At 58.4% G+C, this 16,855-nt stretch carries 16 protein-coding genes; 6 read left to right on the top strand and 10 right to left on the bottom strand.

Going from position 1 to position 16,855, the window contains the following annotated elements; genetic code table 11:
• Positions 1-51: 51 nt before the first annotated feature.
• From ACCW71_RS16645 to ACCW71_RS16620, 6 genes are all read right to left on the bottom strand, one after another.
• Positions 52-1,332: an MFS transporter gene (locus ACCW71_RS16645; RefSeq protein ID WP_436373290.1), complete on the bottom strand. Its 1,281-nt coding sequence runs from the start codon at positions 1,330-1,332 to the stop codon at positions 52-54.
• Positions 1,333-1,364: 32 nt separating this feature from the next.
• Complete coding sequence (locus tag ACCW71_RS16640) at positions 1,365-2,330, bottom strand: sugar kinase (protein WP_436373289.1); 966 nt, start codon at positions 2,328-2,330, stop codon at positions 1,365-1,367.
• A 9-nt stretch (positions 2,331-2,339) separates the two neighbouring features.
• Positions 2,340-3,089 carry a sugar phosphate isomerase/epimerase gene (locus tag ACCW71_RS16635; RefSeq protein ID WP_436373287.1) on the bottom strand — a complete coding sequence of 250 codons (750 nt, stop codon included), beginning with the start codon at positions 3,087-3,089 and terminating at the stop codon, positions 2,340-2,342.
• A gap of 139 nt (positions 3,090-3,228) precedes the next feature.
• Positions 3,229-4,254, bottom strand: a complete 1,026-nt coding sequence (locus tag ACCW71_RS16630) for a LacI family DNA-binding transcriptional regulator (protein WP_436373285.1) — start codon at positions 4,252-4,254, stop codon at positions 3,229-3,231.
• Between the two features lie 200 nt (positions 4,255-4,454).
• Positions 4,455-5,117, bottom strand: a complete 663-nt coding sequence (locus ACCW71_RS16625) for an OmpA family lipoprotein (protein WP_436373283.1) — start codon at positions 5,115-5,117, stop codon at positions 4,455-4,457.
• A 109-nt stretch (positions 5,118-5,226) separates the two neighbouring features.
• Complete coding sequence (locus ACCW71_RS16620) at positions 5,227-5,793, bottom strand: DNA-3-methyladenine glycosylase I (protein WP_436373281.1); 567 nt, start codon at positions 5,791-5,793, stop codon at positions 5,227-5,229.
• A 151-nt stretch (positions 5,794-5,944) separates the two neighbouring features.
• Between ACCW71_RS16620 and ACCW71_RS16615 the strand changes: the two genes are divergently transcribed.
• The 5 genes from ACCW71_RS16615 to ACCW71_RS16595 all read left to right on the top strand — a co-directional run bounded on the left by ACCW71_RS16615 (position 5,945) and on the right by ACCW71_RS16595 (position 10,084).
• On the top strand, positions 5,945-6,634 hold the full coding sequence (locus ACCW71_RS16615; RefSeq protein ID WP_436373279.1) for an autotransporter: 690 nt from the start codon (positions 5,945-5,947) through the stop codon (positions 6,632-6,634).
• A 75-nt stretch (positions 6,635-6,709) separates the two neighbouring features.
• Positions 6,710-7,390 carry a hypothetical protein gene (locus ACCW71_RS16610; protein ID WP_436373277.1) on the top strand — a complete coding sequence of 227 codons (681 nt, stop codon included), beginning with the start codon at positions 6,710-6,712 and terminating at the stop codon, positions 7,388-7,390.
• Positions 7,391-7,499: 109 nt separating this feature from the next.
• Positions 7,500-8,036 (top strand): primosomal protein DnaT, encoded by a 537-nt coding sequence (gene dnaT / locus ACCW71_RS16605; protein WP_436373275.1) that lies wholly within the window; start codon positions 7,500-7,502, stop codon positions 8,034-8,036.
• Complete coding sequence (gene dnaC, locus ACCW71_RS16600) at positions 8,036-8,776, top strand: DNA replication protein DnaC (RefSeq protein WP_436373274.1); 741 nt, start codon at positions 8,036-8,038, stop codon at positions 8,774-8,776. The genes dnaT and dnaC overlap by 1 nt, the downstream gene beginning before the upstream one ends.
• A gap of 174 nt (positions 8,777-8,950) precedes the next feature.
• A complete protein-coding gene (locus ACCW71_RS16595; protein WP_436373273.1) occupies positions 8,951-10,084 on the top strand; it encodes an ROK family protein in 1,134 nt (377 codons plus the stop codon).
• Positions 10,085-10,182: 98 nt separating this feature from the next.
• On the opposite strand, the gene xylR is transcribed toward ACCW71_RS16595, so the two are convergent.
• From xylR to xylF, 4 genes are all read right to left on the bottom strand, one after another.
• Positions 10,183-11,361 (bottom strand): D-xylose utilization transcriptional activator XylR, encoded by a 1,179-nt coding sequence (gene xylR, locus ACCW71_RS16590; protein ID WP_436373271.1) that lies wholly within the window; start codon positions 11,359-11,361, stop codon positions 10,183-10,185.
• Between the two features lie 93 nt (positions 11,362-11,454).
• A complete protein-coding gene (gene xylH, locus ACCW71_RS16585) occupies positions 11,455-12,639 on the bottom strand; it encodes a xylose ABC transporter permease XylH (protein ID WP_436373269.1) in 1,185 nt (394 codons plus the stop codon).
• Positions 12,632-14,152 carry a xylose ABC transporter ATP-binding protein gene (locus tag ACCW71_RS16580; RefSeq protein ID WP_436373268.1) on the bottom strand — a complete coding sequence of 507 codons (1,521 nt, stop codon included), beginning with the start codon at positions 14,150-14,152 and terminating at the stop codon, positions 12,632-12,634. The genes xylH and ACCW71_RS16580 overlap by 8 nt, the downstream gene beginning before the upstream one ends.
• Before the next feature lie 28 nt (positions 14,153-14,180).
• Positions 14,181-15,173, bottom strand: a complete 993-nt coding sequence (gene xylF, locus ACCW71_RS16575) for a D-xylose ABC transporter substrate-binding protein (protein ID WP_436373267.1) — start codon at positions 15,171-15,173, stop codon at positions 14,181-14,183.
• Between the two features lie 344 nt (positions 15,174-15,517).
• Between xylF and xylA the strand changes: the two genes are divergently transcribed.
• On the top strand, positions 15,518-16,840 hold the full coding sequence (gene xylA, locus ACCW71_RS16570; RefSeq protein WP_436373265.1) for a xylose isomerase: 1,323 nt from the start codon (positions 15,518-15,520) through the stop codon (positions 16,838-16,840).
• Positions 16,841-16,855 lie beyond the last annotated feature (15 nt).

Raw genomic sequence — 16,855 nt, 5'->3', positions numbered from 1 at the left:
CAGGCCGCCCGGAGAGTTGGTTTTTCTCAACGCTTTTCAGCGTTTACGCTTTCAGGCGTGTTTCGCGCCGTGCAGCGCGGGCGCTTTGTTCTGCGCCGGTTTAACTATCAGCGTCAGCCATACTGAAACCAGCAGGGCCGAGCCCATAAAGATGTAGGAGGCGGACGGGTTGCCGGTCGCACCATTAAGATAGCCGACAATCCACGAACCGATAAACGAGCCGAGCGCCCCCATACTGTTGATCAGCGCCATCGCCCCACCGGCGACGTTGCGCGGCAGCATCTCAGGAATAATGGCGAAGAACGGACCATAAGGCGCATACATCGCGGCACCGGCAATCACTAACAGGGTGTAGGAGAGCCAGAAACTGTTCGATCCCACCAGATATGAGCCGAGGAACGCCAGCGCACCGATCAGCAGCAGCGGCCAGACGAACAGCTTACGGTTCTGGGTTTTGTCCGACGCCCAGGAGACCACCACCATCGCGATGGTCGCCGCCAGATAAGGCACCGCCGAGAGCCAGCCCGCTTCAACCATCCCCATCTGGGTGCCGTTACGCAGAATTGATGGCAGCCACAGCACGAAGCCATAGACGCCGATGCTCCAGGCGAAATATTGCAGGCAGAGGATGATCACGTTGCGGTTACGGAACGCTTCACCGTAGTTGCGCACCGCTTTGATGTTCTCCTGCTCTTTCTGCAACTCCGCCTGTAACGCCGCTTTCTCAGCATCGCTCATCCAGCGCGCCTGCGCCGGTTTATCCTGCACCAGGAACCACCAGGCGATCGCCCAGATCACCGCCGGAATCCCTTCAAAGATAAACATCTCACGCCAGCCAAAGGATTCGATCAGATAACCGGAGACCACCGACATCCAGAGCACCGTGACCGGATTACCGAGGATCAGGAAGGTGTTGGCGCGCGAACGTTCCGATTTGGTAAACCAGTTGCTGATGTAGATCAGCATCGCCGGCATCACGGCCGCTTCCACCACGCCCAGAATAAAGCGAATCGCCGCCAGCATCGGAATGTTGCTGACGATACCGGTCAGCGAGGCGCAGCCGCCCCACAGGATCAGGCACCAGAAGATCAGTTTTTTAACGCTGCGGCGTTCGGCGTAAATCGCCCCTGGGATCTGGAAAAAGAAGTAGCCCAGGAAGAACAGCGCCCCCAGCAGCGAGGACATGCCTTTGGTAATACCGAGATCGTCATTAATCCCGGCGGCGGAAGCGAAACTGAAATTTGCACGATCGAGATAGGCCAGGCTGTAGGTGATAAACACAATGGGCATGATGAACCACCAGCGTTTTGGCGCGATTGTCTGCGTTTTCATCGGGTACTCCTGTCTCTGTAGGGGGGCGCGAGCTATACATCGCCCAGTTGCTGACGTGTCGGCAGACCTTCGCTGTCGCCAATAACCTGAATCGCCATCGAACCAATTTTATTGCCGCGACGAATCGCCTGTGGCAGCGACTGACCTTCCAGCAGGGCGCTGATCACCCCGACCGCAAAGCCATCGCCCGCACCCACGGTATCGACGACGTTTTCCACTTTTATCGCCTCTACCTGTCCCTGTTCTCCGCTGGCGGTTTTATACCAGGCACCGTCACAGCCGGTTTTAATCACCACGGCTTTCACCCCTTTATCAAGGTAGAAATCCGCGATGGCTTCCGGCTGACGATAGCCGGTAAGGATCAGTCCCTCTTTCTCACCGGGCAGCACCCAGTCGGCATATTCCGCCAGCAGATTGAGCTGCTTACGCATCTCCTCTTCGCTGCGCCACAGCACCGGCCGCAGGTTAGGGTCAAAGGAGAGAGTTTTGCCGCGCGCCCGCATCTCTTTGGCGGCGTACTTCAGCAGTTCCAGTGAACTCTCTGACAGCGCCGCCGCCACCCCACTCAGGTGCAGATGGCGGGCGGAACCAAAATAGTCGGCGTCAAAATCATCGACCGACAGATGGCTGGCCGCCGAGCCTTTGCGGAAATATTCCACCAGCGGGTCAGAGCCGTCATCGACTCTGGACTTGAGCTGGAAACCGGTGGGATAGCGGTTATCTACCCGCACCTGGCGGTGATCGATACCCTCTTTCTCCAGCTGCTGGCAGATAAAACGGCCAAAGGCGTCATCCCCGACGCGGCTGACCCAGCCCACCTTCAGCCCAAGACGCGCCAGCCCGGTCGCCACATTGAGCTCTGCGCCCGCTGCGCGTTTAACAAAGGTTTCTGCCGCGGCCAGGTCGCCGGTTTCACGGGCGACAAACATCGCCATCGCTTCCCCGATAGTGACCACGTCCAGTGGACCCTTATGATGCATAGTGTGATGCGTCGTCATCTTCACTCCTTACACGTTACGCAGCAGCGACACATAGTGGCGGGTGACCGCCACCAGATCGTCGCCTTCCAGCGGAAACTCAATGCCGCGCGGCACCGAGCCGGGCAGCTGTTGCAGCAGGCTACGCCAGTGATCGTCAGCCTCATCCAGCGCAATCGCGCGGAAGCTATTCTGGTGCGGCACGGCGGCTTTGACATGCACATAGCCAACCTGCGCCGCCAGTTGCTGCGCCGCCTGGTCGGCGTCCTCGCCGGTCCAGCACCAGTTCCCCATATCAAAGGTCATGCTGATCGGCAGATCGGCCGCGCTGACCGCCTGGAAAAAGGCCACGGAGGGGGCCAGCCGGCCATGCTCAGTCTGGTCATTTTCCACTGTCAGCTGAAACGGCAGATCGGCCAGCAGCGCCTGCAACGGCTCGCGAGGCAGCACACCGCTGAACGCCCCCAGCGCCACTTTCAGTCGCTGCGCCTTTAGCTGGCGCGCTTCTTTAACGTAGTGGGTCAGGCGTGGATTGATCTCGCCGCCGTCACAAAACAGCGTATCGGGCACCGAATAGCTGGCGTGCAGCTGATGCTGCGCCACCGCCTCAGCCAGCGCCGGTAAATCGGCCAGCGCCGCCTCATCGAGCAGTTCACGGCGGATCTCCACCCCGTCAGCGCCCGCCTGCTGGATGATCGGCAGCAGCGCACGCTGTCCGCCGAGGGCGGCAATCTGCGCGTGGCCATAAGCGGCGGTCACCACGATGATGTCAGGTTTCATGTTGTGCTCCAGGACCAGATCCTATTCTTAACATAGTTAACAATCCTGGATGGAACCGGTTCCAAAGCAAAGCAGCAAAGGGTGAAATTATGATCGTGCTCACGAAGCGAGCACGCAGGCGGGGAGGAAAGTCTGAAAATCAGATAAGAGGCTGGCTGGAGCCGCGGACGATCAGTTCACCCGGAAAAACCCGTTCGGTTACCGGCAGCTCACTGCCCTCGATACGGGTAATCAGCAGTTCCAGCGCGCTGTGACCAATCTGCCAGGTGGGCTGCTTCAGCGTAGTAATTCCGACGCCAGCCAGCGCCGCCCACTCCAGTTCGTCAAAACCGAGCAGGCCAATATCGCGTCCCCAGTGCAGGTTGATGCGTTGCAGCGAGCGCGCCACCTGGAGCGTCAGAGCACCGTTGGCGACCATCACCGCCGCCCGTTTACCCGCGTGACGCTGATGGAACGCGCGCAGCGCCTCGTCCAGCGCGGCGGGCTGATGCAGCGACAGCTCGCTGTTCTCATGCGCAATCTGTGGATAGCCCGCCAGCAGCTGGCGGAACGCCTGTAAACGCTCGCGGCGCGTATTGACGCTGCCCAGCGGCTCACTCAGAAACAGCAGCGCCTCGTAACCATTCTCAACCAGATGGCGGGTGGCGGTTTCCGCCGCTTCGGCGTTGTTTAAGCCGACCACATCGCAGGGGAAGTCAGGAATTTTGCGGTCGATCAGCACCATCGGCAGCAGAGACTGTTGCAGGTGATTCAGCACCTCTTCACGCATCCCCACCGCGTTGACCACGATGCCTTCCACCTGATAGCTGCTCAGCAGTTGCAGATAGTGCTGCTCCAGATCCACTTCATTGTTGGTGTTACACATCAGCAGCGTGAAGCCCTGCTCGCGGCAGGCCGCTTCGATCCCGCTCATCACATCAACGGAATAGGGATTGGTAATATCGGCAATAATCAGTCCGATCAGACGGGTGCGCCCCCGCTTCAGGCCGCGTGCCATCTGGCTTGGCCGATAGTTAAGCGCGGTGATCGCCTGTTCGATTCGCGCTTTTAAATCAGCGGAGAGCAGATGCAGCTCACCGTTGAGATAGCGTGAAACGCTGGTTTTACCGGTTTGTGCCGCGTGAGCAACATCGCTGATGGTGGCGCGAGGCGGCCTGGTCTTCATGAGATACCCTGCGAAATAAGAAACCCGGCAGAGACTAGCACAAGCGAGGCCCGGCGCAAAAAAGCACGGGCGGAAACAGAGAGGTGGGAGGGGCCTGCCACGCCGTTTTAATCGGGCCGCCATAAAGCCCCTGCTGGATCTGTCCGCAGAATTTAACCGGCTGCGGGAAAGATCTGCGCCCCCGACAAGGGCGCAGCGGTTTATCCCAGCGGGCTGAGGGTGATCTCAACGCGGCGGTTTTGCGCTTTGCCTGCTTCACTGCTGTTGCTGGCGACCGGATTATCCGGGCCTGCACCCTGGGTGCGCAGACGATCGCTGGCGACGCCCTGCACGATCAACGCGCTGGCGACGCTCTCGGCACGCTGCTGCGACAGGCGCATATTCAGCGCGCGCGTACCGGTGCTGTCGGTGTAGCCCACCACGTTGACGGCGGTTTTCGGATACTCTTTCAGCACCATGCCGACGCCGGTCAGGGTATTGGCCCCCGCCGGTTTCAGATTGCTGCTGTTGGAGTCGAAGGTGACATTGTTTGGCATATTCAGGACGATGTTATCGCCTGCACGGGTCACGCTGACGCCGGTGCCGCGCATCTTGTCGCGCAGTTTCGCTTCCTGCACGTCCATGTAGTAACCCACGCCACCACCCAGTGCCGCGCCGCCTGCGGCACCAATCAGCGCCCCTTTACGGCGATCTTTCTTCGACGAGGAGAGCACGCCGACACCCGCTCCCACTAAAGCGCCCAGGCCAGCGCCTACGCCTGACTTACCCGCCTGTGATTCGCCGGTGTAAGGATTGGTGGTACAGCCTGGCAGGGCCAGGCTTCCGCTTAATAACAAGGTTATCGCAATTAATTTCTTCTGCATTTTTGTTCCCTTACATTCGACACACAGGGGAAAACTTTCCCCATAATCGGCACGATTATGCCGTGTGGCGATCGGGATGAGGTGAGGAAAAATCCTGATTTGCAGAGAATCACGCTTTAATGTTGTCAGGATGGCAAAAACAGCTGGTCTGATGATCGTTTATCAGGCCGCAGGCCTGTAAAAAGGAGTGGCAGATTGTCGGCCCGATGAATTTAAAACCACGCAGCTTTAACGCCTTCGACAGCGCAATCGCCTGCTCTGAGGTGGTGGGCGCCAGACGGTAGTCGGGGTAATGGTGAACGATTTGCGTGTTATCGACAAATTGCCAGACGAAGCGGCTAAAATCTTCGCCTTTGGCTTCCATCGCCAGATAAGCGCGGGCGTTGGCGATAATCGCGGCGATTTTACCCGGATGACGGATAATGCCGCTGTTAAGCAGCAGCGCCGCACTATCCGCGCTGTCCATCTGCGCGATGGCCTCCGGGTCAAACTGGTGGAACGCCGCCCGATAGTTCTCGCGCTTTTTCAGTACGGTGATCCAGGAGAGTCCCGCCTGCTGACCTTCCAGGCAGAGCATCTCAAACAGCGCACGCTTGTCTCGCTGCTCAACGCCCCATTCCCTGTCGTGATACGCCAGATAGAGCGGATCCTGCGTTACCCAGCCACATCGTTGCATCCCAAAGCTCCTTTTTTGAAAATATTCCAGCGGTCCGCTTGATCTTAGAAGTAATCGGTTGATAGTTAAACGATCAAAGGGTAAATAACAGATGTTAAGCAGATCTTAAGCAAGACCCCCGATAATCACTTCAGCTTTGACTGGAGAACCGATGTTGCAGAGAAACGGTTGGAAAGGTCTGTGGACCTGGTGTGGTGCAGGGCTGTTACTCTTAACGCAACCGACCTTTGCCGGCGGCGGCGCTTCTGCTGCGCCTCACCAGTCGGACTATCTGCCTGACTACAACACCATTCTGGCCGAGAAAATTTCCCGCTCTTCGCTTATCTTCAGTGATGACAACCGCGCCCTGTTTGAAGCCGCGCTCAACTCCCCTGCCGCCTCTCCGGTGTCGCTCTACAGTGAAACCGGCAGCGTAGGCAGCACGCCGCTGGGAAAACGCTACCGGGCGGGGGTCGAGATGCCGCTGTCTTCCTCACTCTCCACCGGCCCGATGGCGCAGTATGCGGTCGATCCTCAGCTGATGAGCTGTCTGCAATGCGACTACAGCGATCAGCAAAGTCGCGAGCAGAGCGCCAGCGTCGGCTGGCGCATTGATTCCCGCCAGGGCTGGATATCGCCCTGGGCGCAGCTGAGCTATCACTATTCGCTGACCGATGCGCCGCCGAACGAGCGGCAGACGGCGAACAGTTCGCCGGATCAGACCAATGGCATCGACCTGAGCGTCGGTGCACAGGTGCCGCTGAACAATAATCTGGCGGCTTTTGCCTCTTTTTCACAAAGCGAAGCGCTGAATAATCAGGAGCAGCTGCTTTACAGCTTTGGCTTCAGCGCCAGCTTCTAGCCGGGGCATGAAAAGAGAAAGGGAACCGGATGTTTAAAATATAATGAGTCCGCTAATCATTATACCGGTAACACTATGCGCAAAGATTTGACAATTATTGGCCGCGAAATCACGGTTTTTCTCATGGCTGCCCTGTTTCTCACCCTGACCATCGTTCCCATCTATATCGATGTCGCCTGGATGCACAACGCCTTACATGAAACCTCTTTTACTGAAACCACCCAGGAACTGATGCTGGCGTCGATCGCCCTGCTGTTTTTTATCGCGGCTCAGCGTCGCCCGGCCCAGCGCGGCGCGCTGACCCTGGTGGCAGGCTTCTACAGCTGTATGCTGATCCGCGAGCTGGACTTCGCCTTTGATACCATTCAGCACGGCAGCTGGGTCTGGTTTGCGCTGGCGGTCACGGCGGGCTCTCTGGCTGTCGCCCTGCGGACGCCGAAAAAAACCGTGCACGCACTGGCTAACCTGCTGCTGCATCGCAACTGGCCGGTGATGGCCTCCGGCTTTCTGGTGGTGCTGATCTTTTCGCGGCTGTTTGGCATTCATGCGCTGTGGCAGCATCTGATGCTGGGCGATTACAACCGCGTGGTGAAGAATATGGCCGAAGAGGGTACGGAACTGCTGGGTTACAGCCTGTGCTGGCTCGCCTCGGTGCGCTACCTGTGGCAGACCCGTGCGGCAACGGTGCCGGTCAGCGTCCAGGCCACTGAATCGGCCTCTGCCCGCCCCGCCTCTTCTCCGGCCACCTCGCACTGACAGGGTCGCGGTTTTTGAGCGATCCGCACCGCTAAAAAAGGTACAATAACCCCTTCTGCGTCGGCGGCTGGTCCCCGGCGCAAGGTGTTCGTTAACCTCAGGTCTTTTCATGTCAGCTAAAATCTTAACTTCAACACTCATTGGCATGGATGCCTTCCGACAGGATCCGCTGACTGCCCTGCAACAGGCGGAAAAGGGCACGCTGGCAGTGTTAGAAGATTATGCCCCGGTGATGTACGCCATCACCCCTGCGCGTCTGGCCGAGCTGCTGGCGCTGGAAGCCGCTGCCCGCCAGCCAAATGATGTGGCGCTGGATGAGAGTCTGTATGACGATATGCCCGCCGCCATCTCTACCCCGGCGGGCAAATTCGCCATGTATCCGGGCTGGCAACCGGACGCCGACTTTACCCGCCAGGCCGCCATCTGGGGCGTGGCGCTGAACGAGCCGGTCACTGCCACCGAGCTGGCCGCGTTTGTCGCCTACTGGCAGGCCGAAGGCCGGATGTTCCATCATGTGCAGTGGCAGCAGAAGCTGGCGCGCAGCATCCAGATGAACCGTGCCGCCAACGGCGGGCAGCCGAAGCGTGATATTACGCAGTTGCCTGATCCCGATCGTACCATTCCCGATGGTTTCCGAGGTGAGTAATGAAAACGCCGAACGATCTTTTTAGCCGTCTGAAAAAAATGATGCCCGCCGGTACCCGCCCTAAATTTTCCAGTGGCGAAGAGCTGCTGGCGTGGAACCAGGAACAGGGACGCCTGCGTTCAGAGGCGATCGTGCGGGAGAACCGCGCGATGAAAATGCAGCGCGTGATGGGCCGCTCCGGCATTCGTGAACTGCACATCAACTGCTCGTTTGATAATTACCGGGTAGAGAACGAAGGGCAGCGCAAAGCGCTGGAGCTGGCCCGCCAGTACGCCGCCGAGTTTGAAGGCAGCATCGCCAGCTTTGTCTTTTCTGGCCGTCCCGGCACCGGTAAAAACCATCTGGCGGCGGCGATTGGCAACGACCTGATCCTGCGTGGCAAAAGCGTACTGATTGTGACGGTTGCCGATCTGATGTCGAGCATGAAGGGCACCTTCAGCGGCAGCAGCGGCATTACCGAAGAGCGGCTGATTCAGGATCTCAGCAGCGTGGACCTGCTGGTGATTGATGAGATCGGCATGCAGAGCGAGTCACGCTACGAAAAAGTGATCATCAATCAGATTGTTGACCGCCGTTCCTCGTCGAAGCGTCCGACCGGGATGTTATCCAACCTCGACCACGCCGGGATGAACACGCTGCTGGGCGAACGGGTGATGGACCGTATGCGCCTCGGCAACAGTCTGTGGGTGCGTTTCGACTGGGAAAGCTATCGCAGCCGGGTGCGCGGCGACGAATATTGATGCCGATAGCGGAGGCGGGCAGAAAATCCACTTCGCTTAACCCGCTGACCCGACGCCGATCCCCTTCTTTGTCACAGGCTTCGGGTTGTGTGAAACAGCGCGCAAAAGTGTGGGATGACGAACAGGCACGGGCTGATAAACTAGATTCATCCTCCTCTGTTGGGTGAATCCGTGATGAAAACAAACGGCAAAGGCCCTGCACTGCTGCGACTGAATAACCAGAAACGGGTGATGACCCAGTTGCGTAAGCTGCGCGTCACCTCGCGTCAGGATCTGGCGCAGACGCTGGCTCTCAGCAAAAATACCGTCTCATTAATTATTGATGACCTGCTGGAGCAGCAGCTGATTGAGGAGCTGGGCCCGGTCAGCGTGGCGGCGGCCGGACGGCCCAAAATCGGCATTACCCTGCGCCCGGAGCGGCTGAAGAGCGCCGGGGTGATGGTCGAGCGTAACGTTATCCACTGGCGCATCTGCGACTACTTTTCCCAGGTGCTGGCTGAACAGACGCTGCGCACCGAGACCCGTAATCCAACCCGATTGCTGGCTGAACTGGCGATGCTGTGCCGTGAACTGACAGAGAAGCACCCCGATTTACTCGGCATCGGTATCGGTTTTCCCGGCATCGTCGACCCCCGACGCGGCTGGATGCACCTCTCATCCCATCTCGAATGGCAGGATGTTGACCTGCTGACCACGCTGCGCAAGCACATACGCCTGCCTGTCCGCATTATGAATAATGTCAAAGCCGCCGCGCTGCTGGCGGTACAGCAGGCGGGATTGTCAGTGGAAAGCGGTCACTTTTATCTGCGCATTTCAGAAGGGATTGGCGGCGCGCTGGTGCAGCATGGCGAGGTGTTTACCGGTCACAGCTGGACCGCAGGCGAAGCGGGGCATCTGATCGTCCAGCCCGGCGGCCCGCGCTGCTGTTGCGGTCGCCGCGGTTGTCTTGAAGCGCTGGTCAGCCAGCCGGCGGTTAAACAGCAGCTGGCGCAGCGTCAGCCCGGCCTGAGCTGGCAGAACCGCGACAGCGCCCCGCGCGTGGTGGATGAGGTGATGACCCAGGCGGGCAGCTATCTTGGCGCAGCGCTGAGCCAGATTATGCTGCTGCTTAATCCCGCCACCATCATTATTGATTGCCCCTGGAACGTCAGTGCCGCATTCTGCCAGGCAGTGCGCGAGACCGCGAATAGTAATGCGCTGGCGTTTACGGCTGCCCATACGCAACTCTGTTTTCCTGAACAGCGGATCGATCCGGCTAACGGGCTGGCGCTGGCGGTGATTGAGCAGAGTGAGCAGCGGGTGGGGTGACAGGGGTGAACCTGCCCTCACTTTCAATACTCTCCTCTCACGTCTGCGAGCCTGGCTTGAAGCCCTTTTCAGTCCTCATTACCCACTGAAAGAGTCCCCTACACCAGATTCTCCCCAAAATGCTGGCGATACTCTTTTGGCGTAGTGTCGTAGCTCTTACGAAATACCGAATAAAAATACTGAAGCGAAGGATAGCCGCACATCTGTGAGATCTCGTTGATGTTCAGCGACGACGAAGCCAGCAGTTCACGCGCTTTTTCCAGTTTTTCGCGGTGGATCATCGCATGAATGGTGTCGCCGGTCTCATCGCGGAAACGCTTTTCCAGGTTAGAGCGCGACAGCCCGACCGCATCCAGTACCTGCTCCACTTTAATTCCCTTGCAGGCGTTAAAGCGGATGTAGTGCATCGCCTGAATCACCGCCGGATCGCGCAGTGAACGGAAGTCGGTCGAGCGGCGGGCAATTACCTTCACCGGCGGCACCAGGATGCGCTGAAGCGGTAAAGGCTGCTTATCCAGCAGCCGGTGCAGCAGCTTCGCCGCCTGATAGCCCATCTGCCGCGTGCCCTGCGCCACCGAAGAGAGCGCCACCCGCGACAGGTAGCGGGTCAGCTCTTCATTATCAATCCCGATCACCGCAAGTTTCTCCGGCACCGGTATTTTCAGGTGTTCGCACGCCTGAAGCAGATGCCGCGCCCGGGCGTCGGTCACGGCGATAATCCCGGTCTGCTGTGGCAGGGTTTGCAGCCAGTCGGCCAGCCGGTTCTGGGCGTGCTGCCAGTTTTCCGGTGCCGTCTCCATGCCCTGATAGACCACGCCCTGATAGCGCTCCCGCATCATCAGCTGGCGAAACGCATGTTCCCGCTCCTGTGCCCAGCGCTTGCCGCTGGAGGCGGGCAGGCCGTAGAAAGCAAAGCGGTTGATGCCCTTCTCCTTCAGATGCAGAAAGGCTTTCTCCAGCAGCGCGGCGTTGTCAGTGGCGATGTAATGCACCGGCGGATAATCTTCCTGCCGATGGTAGGAGCCACCCACTCCGACAATCGGGACCGGGACATTCGACAGCAGGGTTTCGATGGAGCGATCGTCATAATCGGCGATCACCCCATCGCCCAGCCACTCACGGATGTTGTCGATGCGGCAGCGGAAATCCTCTTCGATAAAAATATCCCAGTCGGTCTGCGACGCCTGTAGATATTCCCCGACGCCCTCCACAACCTGGCGGTCATACACTTTGTTGGCGTTAAACAACAGGGTGATGCGATAGCGTTTATCATGCATGGTGGCGCGTTCCCTTAACTCTTCAGCGCATTGCATAACACGGCTGCAAAGGGCAAAAAAATTGTTTGCGCCACAATGTGATCGTCCGCGCGATTATACCCGGCGGCGCGTGGCGGTATCCATCCACACCGCCAGCAGCAGAATGGCCCCCTTGACGATGTACTGCCAGAAGGTAGGGACATCCATCATGCTCATGCCGTTATCCAGCGAGGCCATGATAAAGGCCCCCATCACCGCGCCAGCGACCGAACCGACACCGCCCGCCAGGCTGGTGCCGCCAATCACGCAGGCGGCGATGGCGTCGAGTTCGGCAATGTTACCCGCCGAAGGCGAACCGGCACCCAGTCGCGAACTGAGGATCAGCCCGGCAATCGCCACCATTACGCCGTTGATGGCAAACACCGCCAGTTTGGTGCGCGCCACATTAATGCCGGAGAGACGCGCCGCGTCGATGTTGCCGCCGATGGCGTAGATGCGACGGCCAAAGGCGGTGCGGGTGGCCATAAACATCCCGGCCAGCAGCAGCAACGCCAGCAGTAACACCGGGGTTGGCACACCGCGATAATCGTTCAGCAGCCAGATGGCCCCCAGCACCAGTATCGCGGTGATCGCCTGTTTACCCACCGTGCCGCTGGCCGCACTCTGCGCCAGGCCAAGCTGCTGGCGACGCAGCCGTAAGCGCCATTGCCATAGCATAAACAGCGCCAGACCGGCGAAGCCAAAGCCGAAGCCGACGCCGCCTGGCAGATAGCTCTGACCAATCTGCGACATCCCCGGCGTGATCGGCGCAACCGTGGTGCCATCGGTGATCCCCACCAGAATGCCGCGGAACGCCAGCATCCCCGCCAGCGTCACGATAAACGAAGGCACTTTGCGGTAGGCGACCCACCAGCCGTTCCAGGTGCCGAGCAGCAGCCCCATCACCAGCGTGACCACGATGGTCAGCGGCAGCGGCCAGCCAAGCCAGACGTCAAATATCGCCGCCGCCCCGCCCAGCAGACCCATCATCGAACCGACGGAGAGGTCGATCTCCGCCGAGATAATCACGAACACCATCCCCACCGCCAGAATGCCGGTAATGGCGGTCTGACGCAGCAGGTTGGAAACGTTACGCGCGCTGAGCCACGCGCCATCGGTGGTCCAGGTAAAGAACAGCGCAATCAGCACAATCGCGCCCAGCATCACCAGAACCTGTAGGTTAGGCAGCGTGAACCGGCCCGGTGACGGTTTGCCCGGCGTGCCGGAGAGACGACCTGGGGTACTTTCACTTTTAAGCATAATGTTCACTCCGCAGGGCGGCTTCCATCACCTGCTCCTGAGTCAGGTTATCGTTAATCAAATCAGCTTTGATCTGCCCTTCATGCATCACCAGCACCCGATCGCTCAGGCCCAGCACTTCCGGCAGCTCAGACGAAATCACAATCACCGCGATCCCCTGCTGAACCAGCGCATTAATCAGCAGGTAGATCTCCTGACGCGCGCCAACGTCAATCCCGCGCGTCGGTTCATCCAGGATCAGGATTTGCGGATTCAGCAGCAGACACTTCGCCAGAATCGCTTTCTGCTGGTTGCCGCCGCTCAGCCGCCCTATCGGCAGTTCCGATGAGGAGGTTTTCACCCGCAACCGGCTGATTGCCTCATTGATCGCCTGCTGCTCCTGCGCTTCATCCAGGGTTGAAAGCCGGTGGCTGAACTGATCCAGCGCCGCCAGGGTGATATTTTTGCCCACCGCCATCAGCGGCACGATGCCATCTTTTTTGCGATCTTCCGGCACCATCGCGATGCCGTGCGCAATCGCGGCGCGGCAATCGGTGATCCTGACCTGTTTGCCATTGATCCAGATGTCACCCTGCCAGCGCCCCGGCCAGACGCCAAACAGACACTGCACCGTCTCCGTTCTGCCCGCGCCAACCAGTCCGGCGATGCCGAGAATCTCGCCGCGCCGCAGGGTGAAAGAGACGTTGTTAACGCGGCGGATATGGCGGTTAACCGGATGCCAGGCGGTGAGGTTCTCCACTTTCAGCACCTGGTCGCCAATCTGATGCGGCGCATGGGGATAGAGCGCGGTCAGCTCGCGTCCGACCATCATGGTGATGATGTCATCTTCGCTCAGGCCCGCCGCCGCCCGCGTGGCGATATGCTGACCGTCACGAATCACACAGATGATGTCAGAGATCGCCTTAACCTCGTTCAGCTTGTGGGAGATGTAGATACAGGCGATGCCATGCTCACGCAGGTTACGGATGATGCCGAGCAGCACCTCCGTCTCCTGCTCGGTCAGGGAGGAGGTCGGCTCATCCAGGATCAGCAACCGCACCTGCTTGTTAAGAGCACGGGCAATCTCCACCAGCTGCTGCTGTCCCAGTCCCAGCTCACCCACCCGCGCCGCAGGCGAGACGTTCAGTCCGACTCGCGCCAGCAGCTGCTGACAGCGCAGGGTCATGGTTTCATCATCCACCATGCCGAAGCGCCCCAGCTCAGCACCAAGGAAGATGTTCTCCATCACCGTCAGCTGCCGCACCAGCGCCAGCTCCTGGTGAATAATCACAATGCCTTTGCGTTCGGTATCGCGAATGGTCTGCGCCTGAATTTCGTCACCGCCGAAGCGAATCTGTCCCTCAAACTCCCCGTGCGGATAGAGTCCGCACAGGATTTTCATCAGGGTCGATTTGCCTGAGCCGTTCTCGCCGCACAGTGACATCACTTCTCCCGCATCCAGTTGCAGGCTGACATCATTCAGCGCCTTCACCGCGCCGAAACGCTTGGTGATATTGTTCATTTCCAGCAGCATCGACTGTCCTCCCTCACGCGGTGCGCGGTCAGAGTTCGCTCTGTTTGTGGAAACCGTCTTTCACCACGGTGCTTTCAATATTGTCTTTGTTGACCGGAATCGGCTTCAGCAGTCGTGACGGCACCTCTTTCAGGCCGTTGTTGAGCTTGCCGTTGCTGGCTGGCGTTTTACCGTCGCCCAGCTCCACCGCAATTTTCGCCGCTTCGGTCGCCAGCTCGGTGATCGGTTTGTAGACCGTCATGGTCTGGGTGCCCGCTTTGATGCGCTTAATCGCCGCCAGATCGGCGTCCTGACCGGAGATCGCCACTTTGCCCGCCAGCCCCTGCGCGCTTAATGCCTGAATCGCCCCACCGGCGGTGGCATCGTTAGAGGCCACCACCGCATCGATATGGTTGCCGTTGGCGGTCAGGGCGTTTTCCATAATTTTCAGCGCGTTTTCCGGCAGCCAGGCATCGACCCACTGATCGCCGACAATTTTGATGCTGCCCTTGTCGATATAGGGTTTTAACACTTTCATCTGACCGGCACGGAACAGGCGCGCGTTATTATCCACCGGCGATCCGCCCATTAAAAAATAATTGCCCGTCGGCACCTGTTTAACAATACTCTCCGCCTGCAACTCACCCACTTTTTCATTATCGAAAGAGATATAAAAGTCGATGTCCGCGTTATTAATCATACGGTCATAGGCCAGCACCTTAATGCCTTCCCGTTTCGCTTCCGCGACAACGTTACTCAACACCTGACCGTTATAGGGAATAATCACCAGCACATCGACACCGCGGTTAATCATATTTTCAATCTGCGACATCTGGGTCTCTTCATTGCCGTTCGCAGACTGCACAAACACCTGCGCCCCCAGCGATTCCGCCTGTTTGACGAAAATATCGCGGTCTTTCTGCCAGCGCTCCAGACGCAGGTCATCAATCGCCATGCCGATCTTCACTTCTTTTGCCACGCTGGTCTGGCTGAACAGCGCCAGCGCCGCGCAGGCGGCGAGCAGTGCATGTTTCATTTTCATTATGATCATCCTGTAGGTTGAGGCTATTGTCGTTGCAGGCCGATGAACCAGGCGGATGAATTGTTGCCCCTATTTTCCCGTCACATCAATTACTGATTTTTATCCGGCTATTACGTTTTTTGGTTTATTTCTTTTTTTATGAGCGCGATCGAAATTTCATCTTTTTAAGACAAGGTTATTACCCCTGCAACATCTCACCGAAAAGAGATTATTTTGCGAGCCAGCGCACAAATAATAATTATCTTACACCCGGAGTGAAATATCGTAATTGAGCTGTGCCTGTCGCCATTATCAAATATCGCTTCAACGCAGACCATTCGGGTCCTGATGCTAAGGAGCAAACCATGCACGCTTATTTCGATCAGATCGATCGGGTTCGTTATGAAGGCCCCCAGTCGACTCATCCCCTCGCTTTCCGTCACTACAATCCTGATGAGGTGATCCTCGGCAAGACCATGGCGGAGCATCTGCGCTTTGCCGCCTGCTACTGGCACACCTTCTGCTGGAACGGCGCAGATATGTTTGGCGTCGGCGCGTTTGATCGCCCGTGGCAGAAAAACGGTGATGCCTTACAGCTGGCTAAGCAGAAAGCGGATGTCGCCTTTGAGTTTTTCCATAAGCTGAATGTGCCGTGGTACTGCTTCCATGACGTGGATGTCTCACCGGAGGGCGATTCCCTGCACAGCTATCAGGAAAACTTTGCCGTGATGACCGATAAGCTGCTGGAGAAGCAGCAGGAAACCGGGGTGAAGCTGCTGTGGGGCACCGCGAACTGCTTTACCCATCCGCGCTACGGAGCCGGGGCTGCCACCAATCCCGATCCCGAAGTCTTTGCCTGGGCCGCGACCCAGGTGTGCAGCGCGATGCAGGCCACCAAAACGCTGGGCGGCGAAAACTATGTGCTGTGGGGCGGTCGTGAAGGCTATGAAACCCTGCTGAATACCGATCTTCGCCAGGAGCGCGAGCAGATTGGCCGCTTTATGCAGATGGTGGTTGAGCATAAACACAAAATCGGCTTCCAGGGGACGCTGCTGATCGAACCGAAACCGCAGGAGCCGACCAAACATCAGTATGACTACGACGTCGCCACGGTTTATGGCTTCCTGAAACAGTTCGGGCTGGAGAAAGAGATTAAGGTCAACGTCGAGGCGAACCACGCCACGCTGGCGGGCCACTCGTTCCATCACGAAATCGCCACCGCGATTGCGCTGGGTATCTTCGGCTCGGTGGATGCGAACCGCGGCGATGCGCAGTGCGGCTGGGATACCGATCAGTTCCCGGTCAGCGTGGAAGAGAACGCGCTGGTGATGTATGAAATTCTCAAGGCGGGCGGCTTTACCACCGGCGGCTTAAACTTTGATGCCAAAGTGCGTCGTCAGAGCACCGACAAATATGATCTCTTCTACGGTCATATCGGGGCGATGGATACCATGGCGCTGGCGCTGAAAGTGGCGGCCCGGATGATCAGCGACGGTGAACTCGATAAACGTGTGGCGCAACGCTACAGCGGCTGGAATGGTGAGTTCGGCCAGCAAATTTTGAAAGGCGAGTTTTCACTGAGCGCGCTGGCGGCGCATGCTCAGCAGCAGCAGCTGAATCCACAGCACCACAGCGGACGCCAGGAGCAGCTGGAAAATCTGGTGAATCACTATCTGTTTGATTTCTAAACCTTCAGGAGCAGA

This window comes from Pantoea sp. C2G6, assembly GCF_051336815.1.
Lineage (GTDB): Bacteria > Pseudomonadota > Gammaproteobacteria > Enterobacterales > Enterobacteriaceae > Pantoea.
This window is presented reverse-complemented; position numbering and strand designations above follow the sequence as displayed.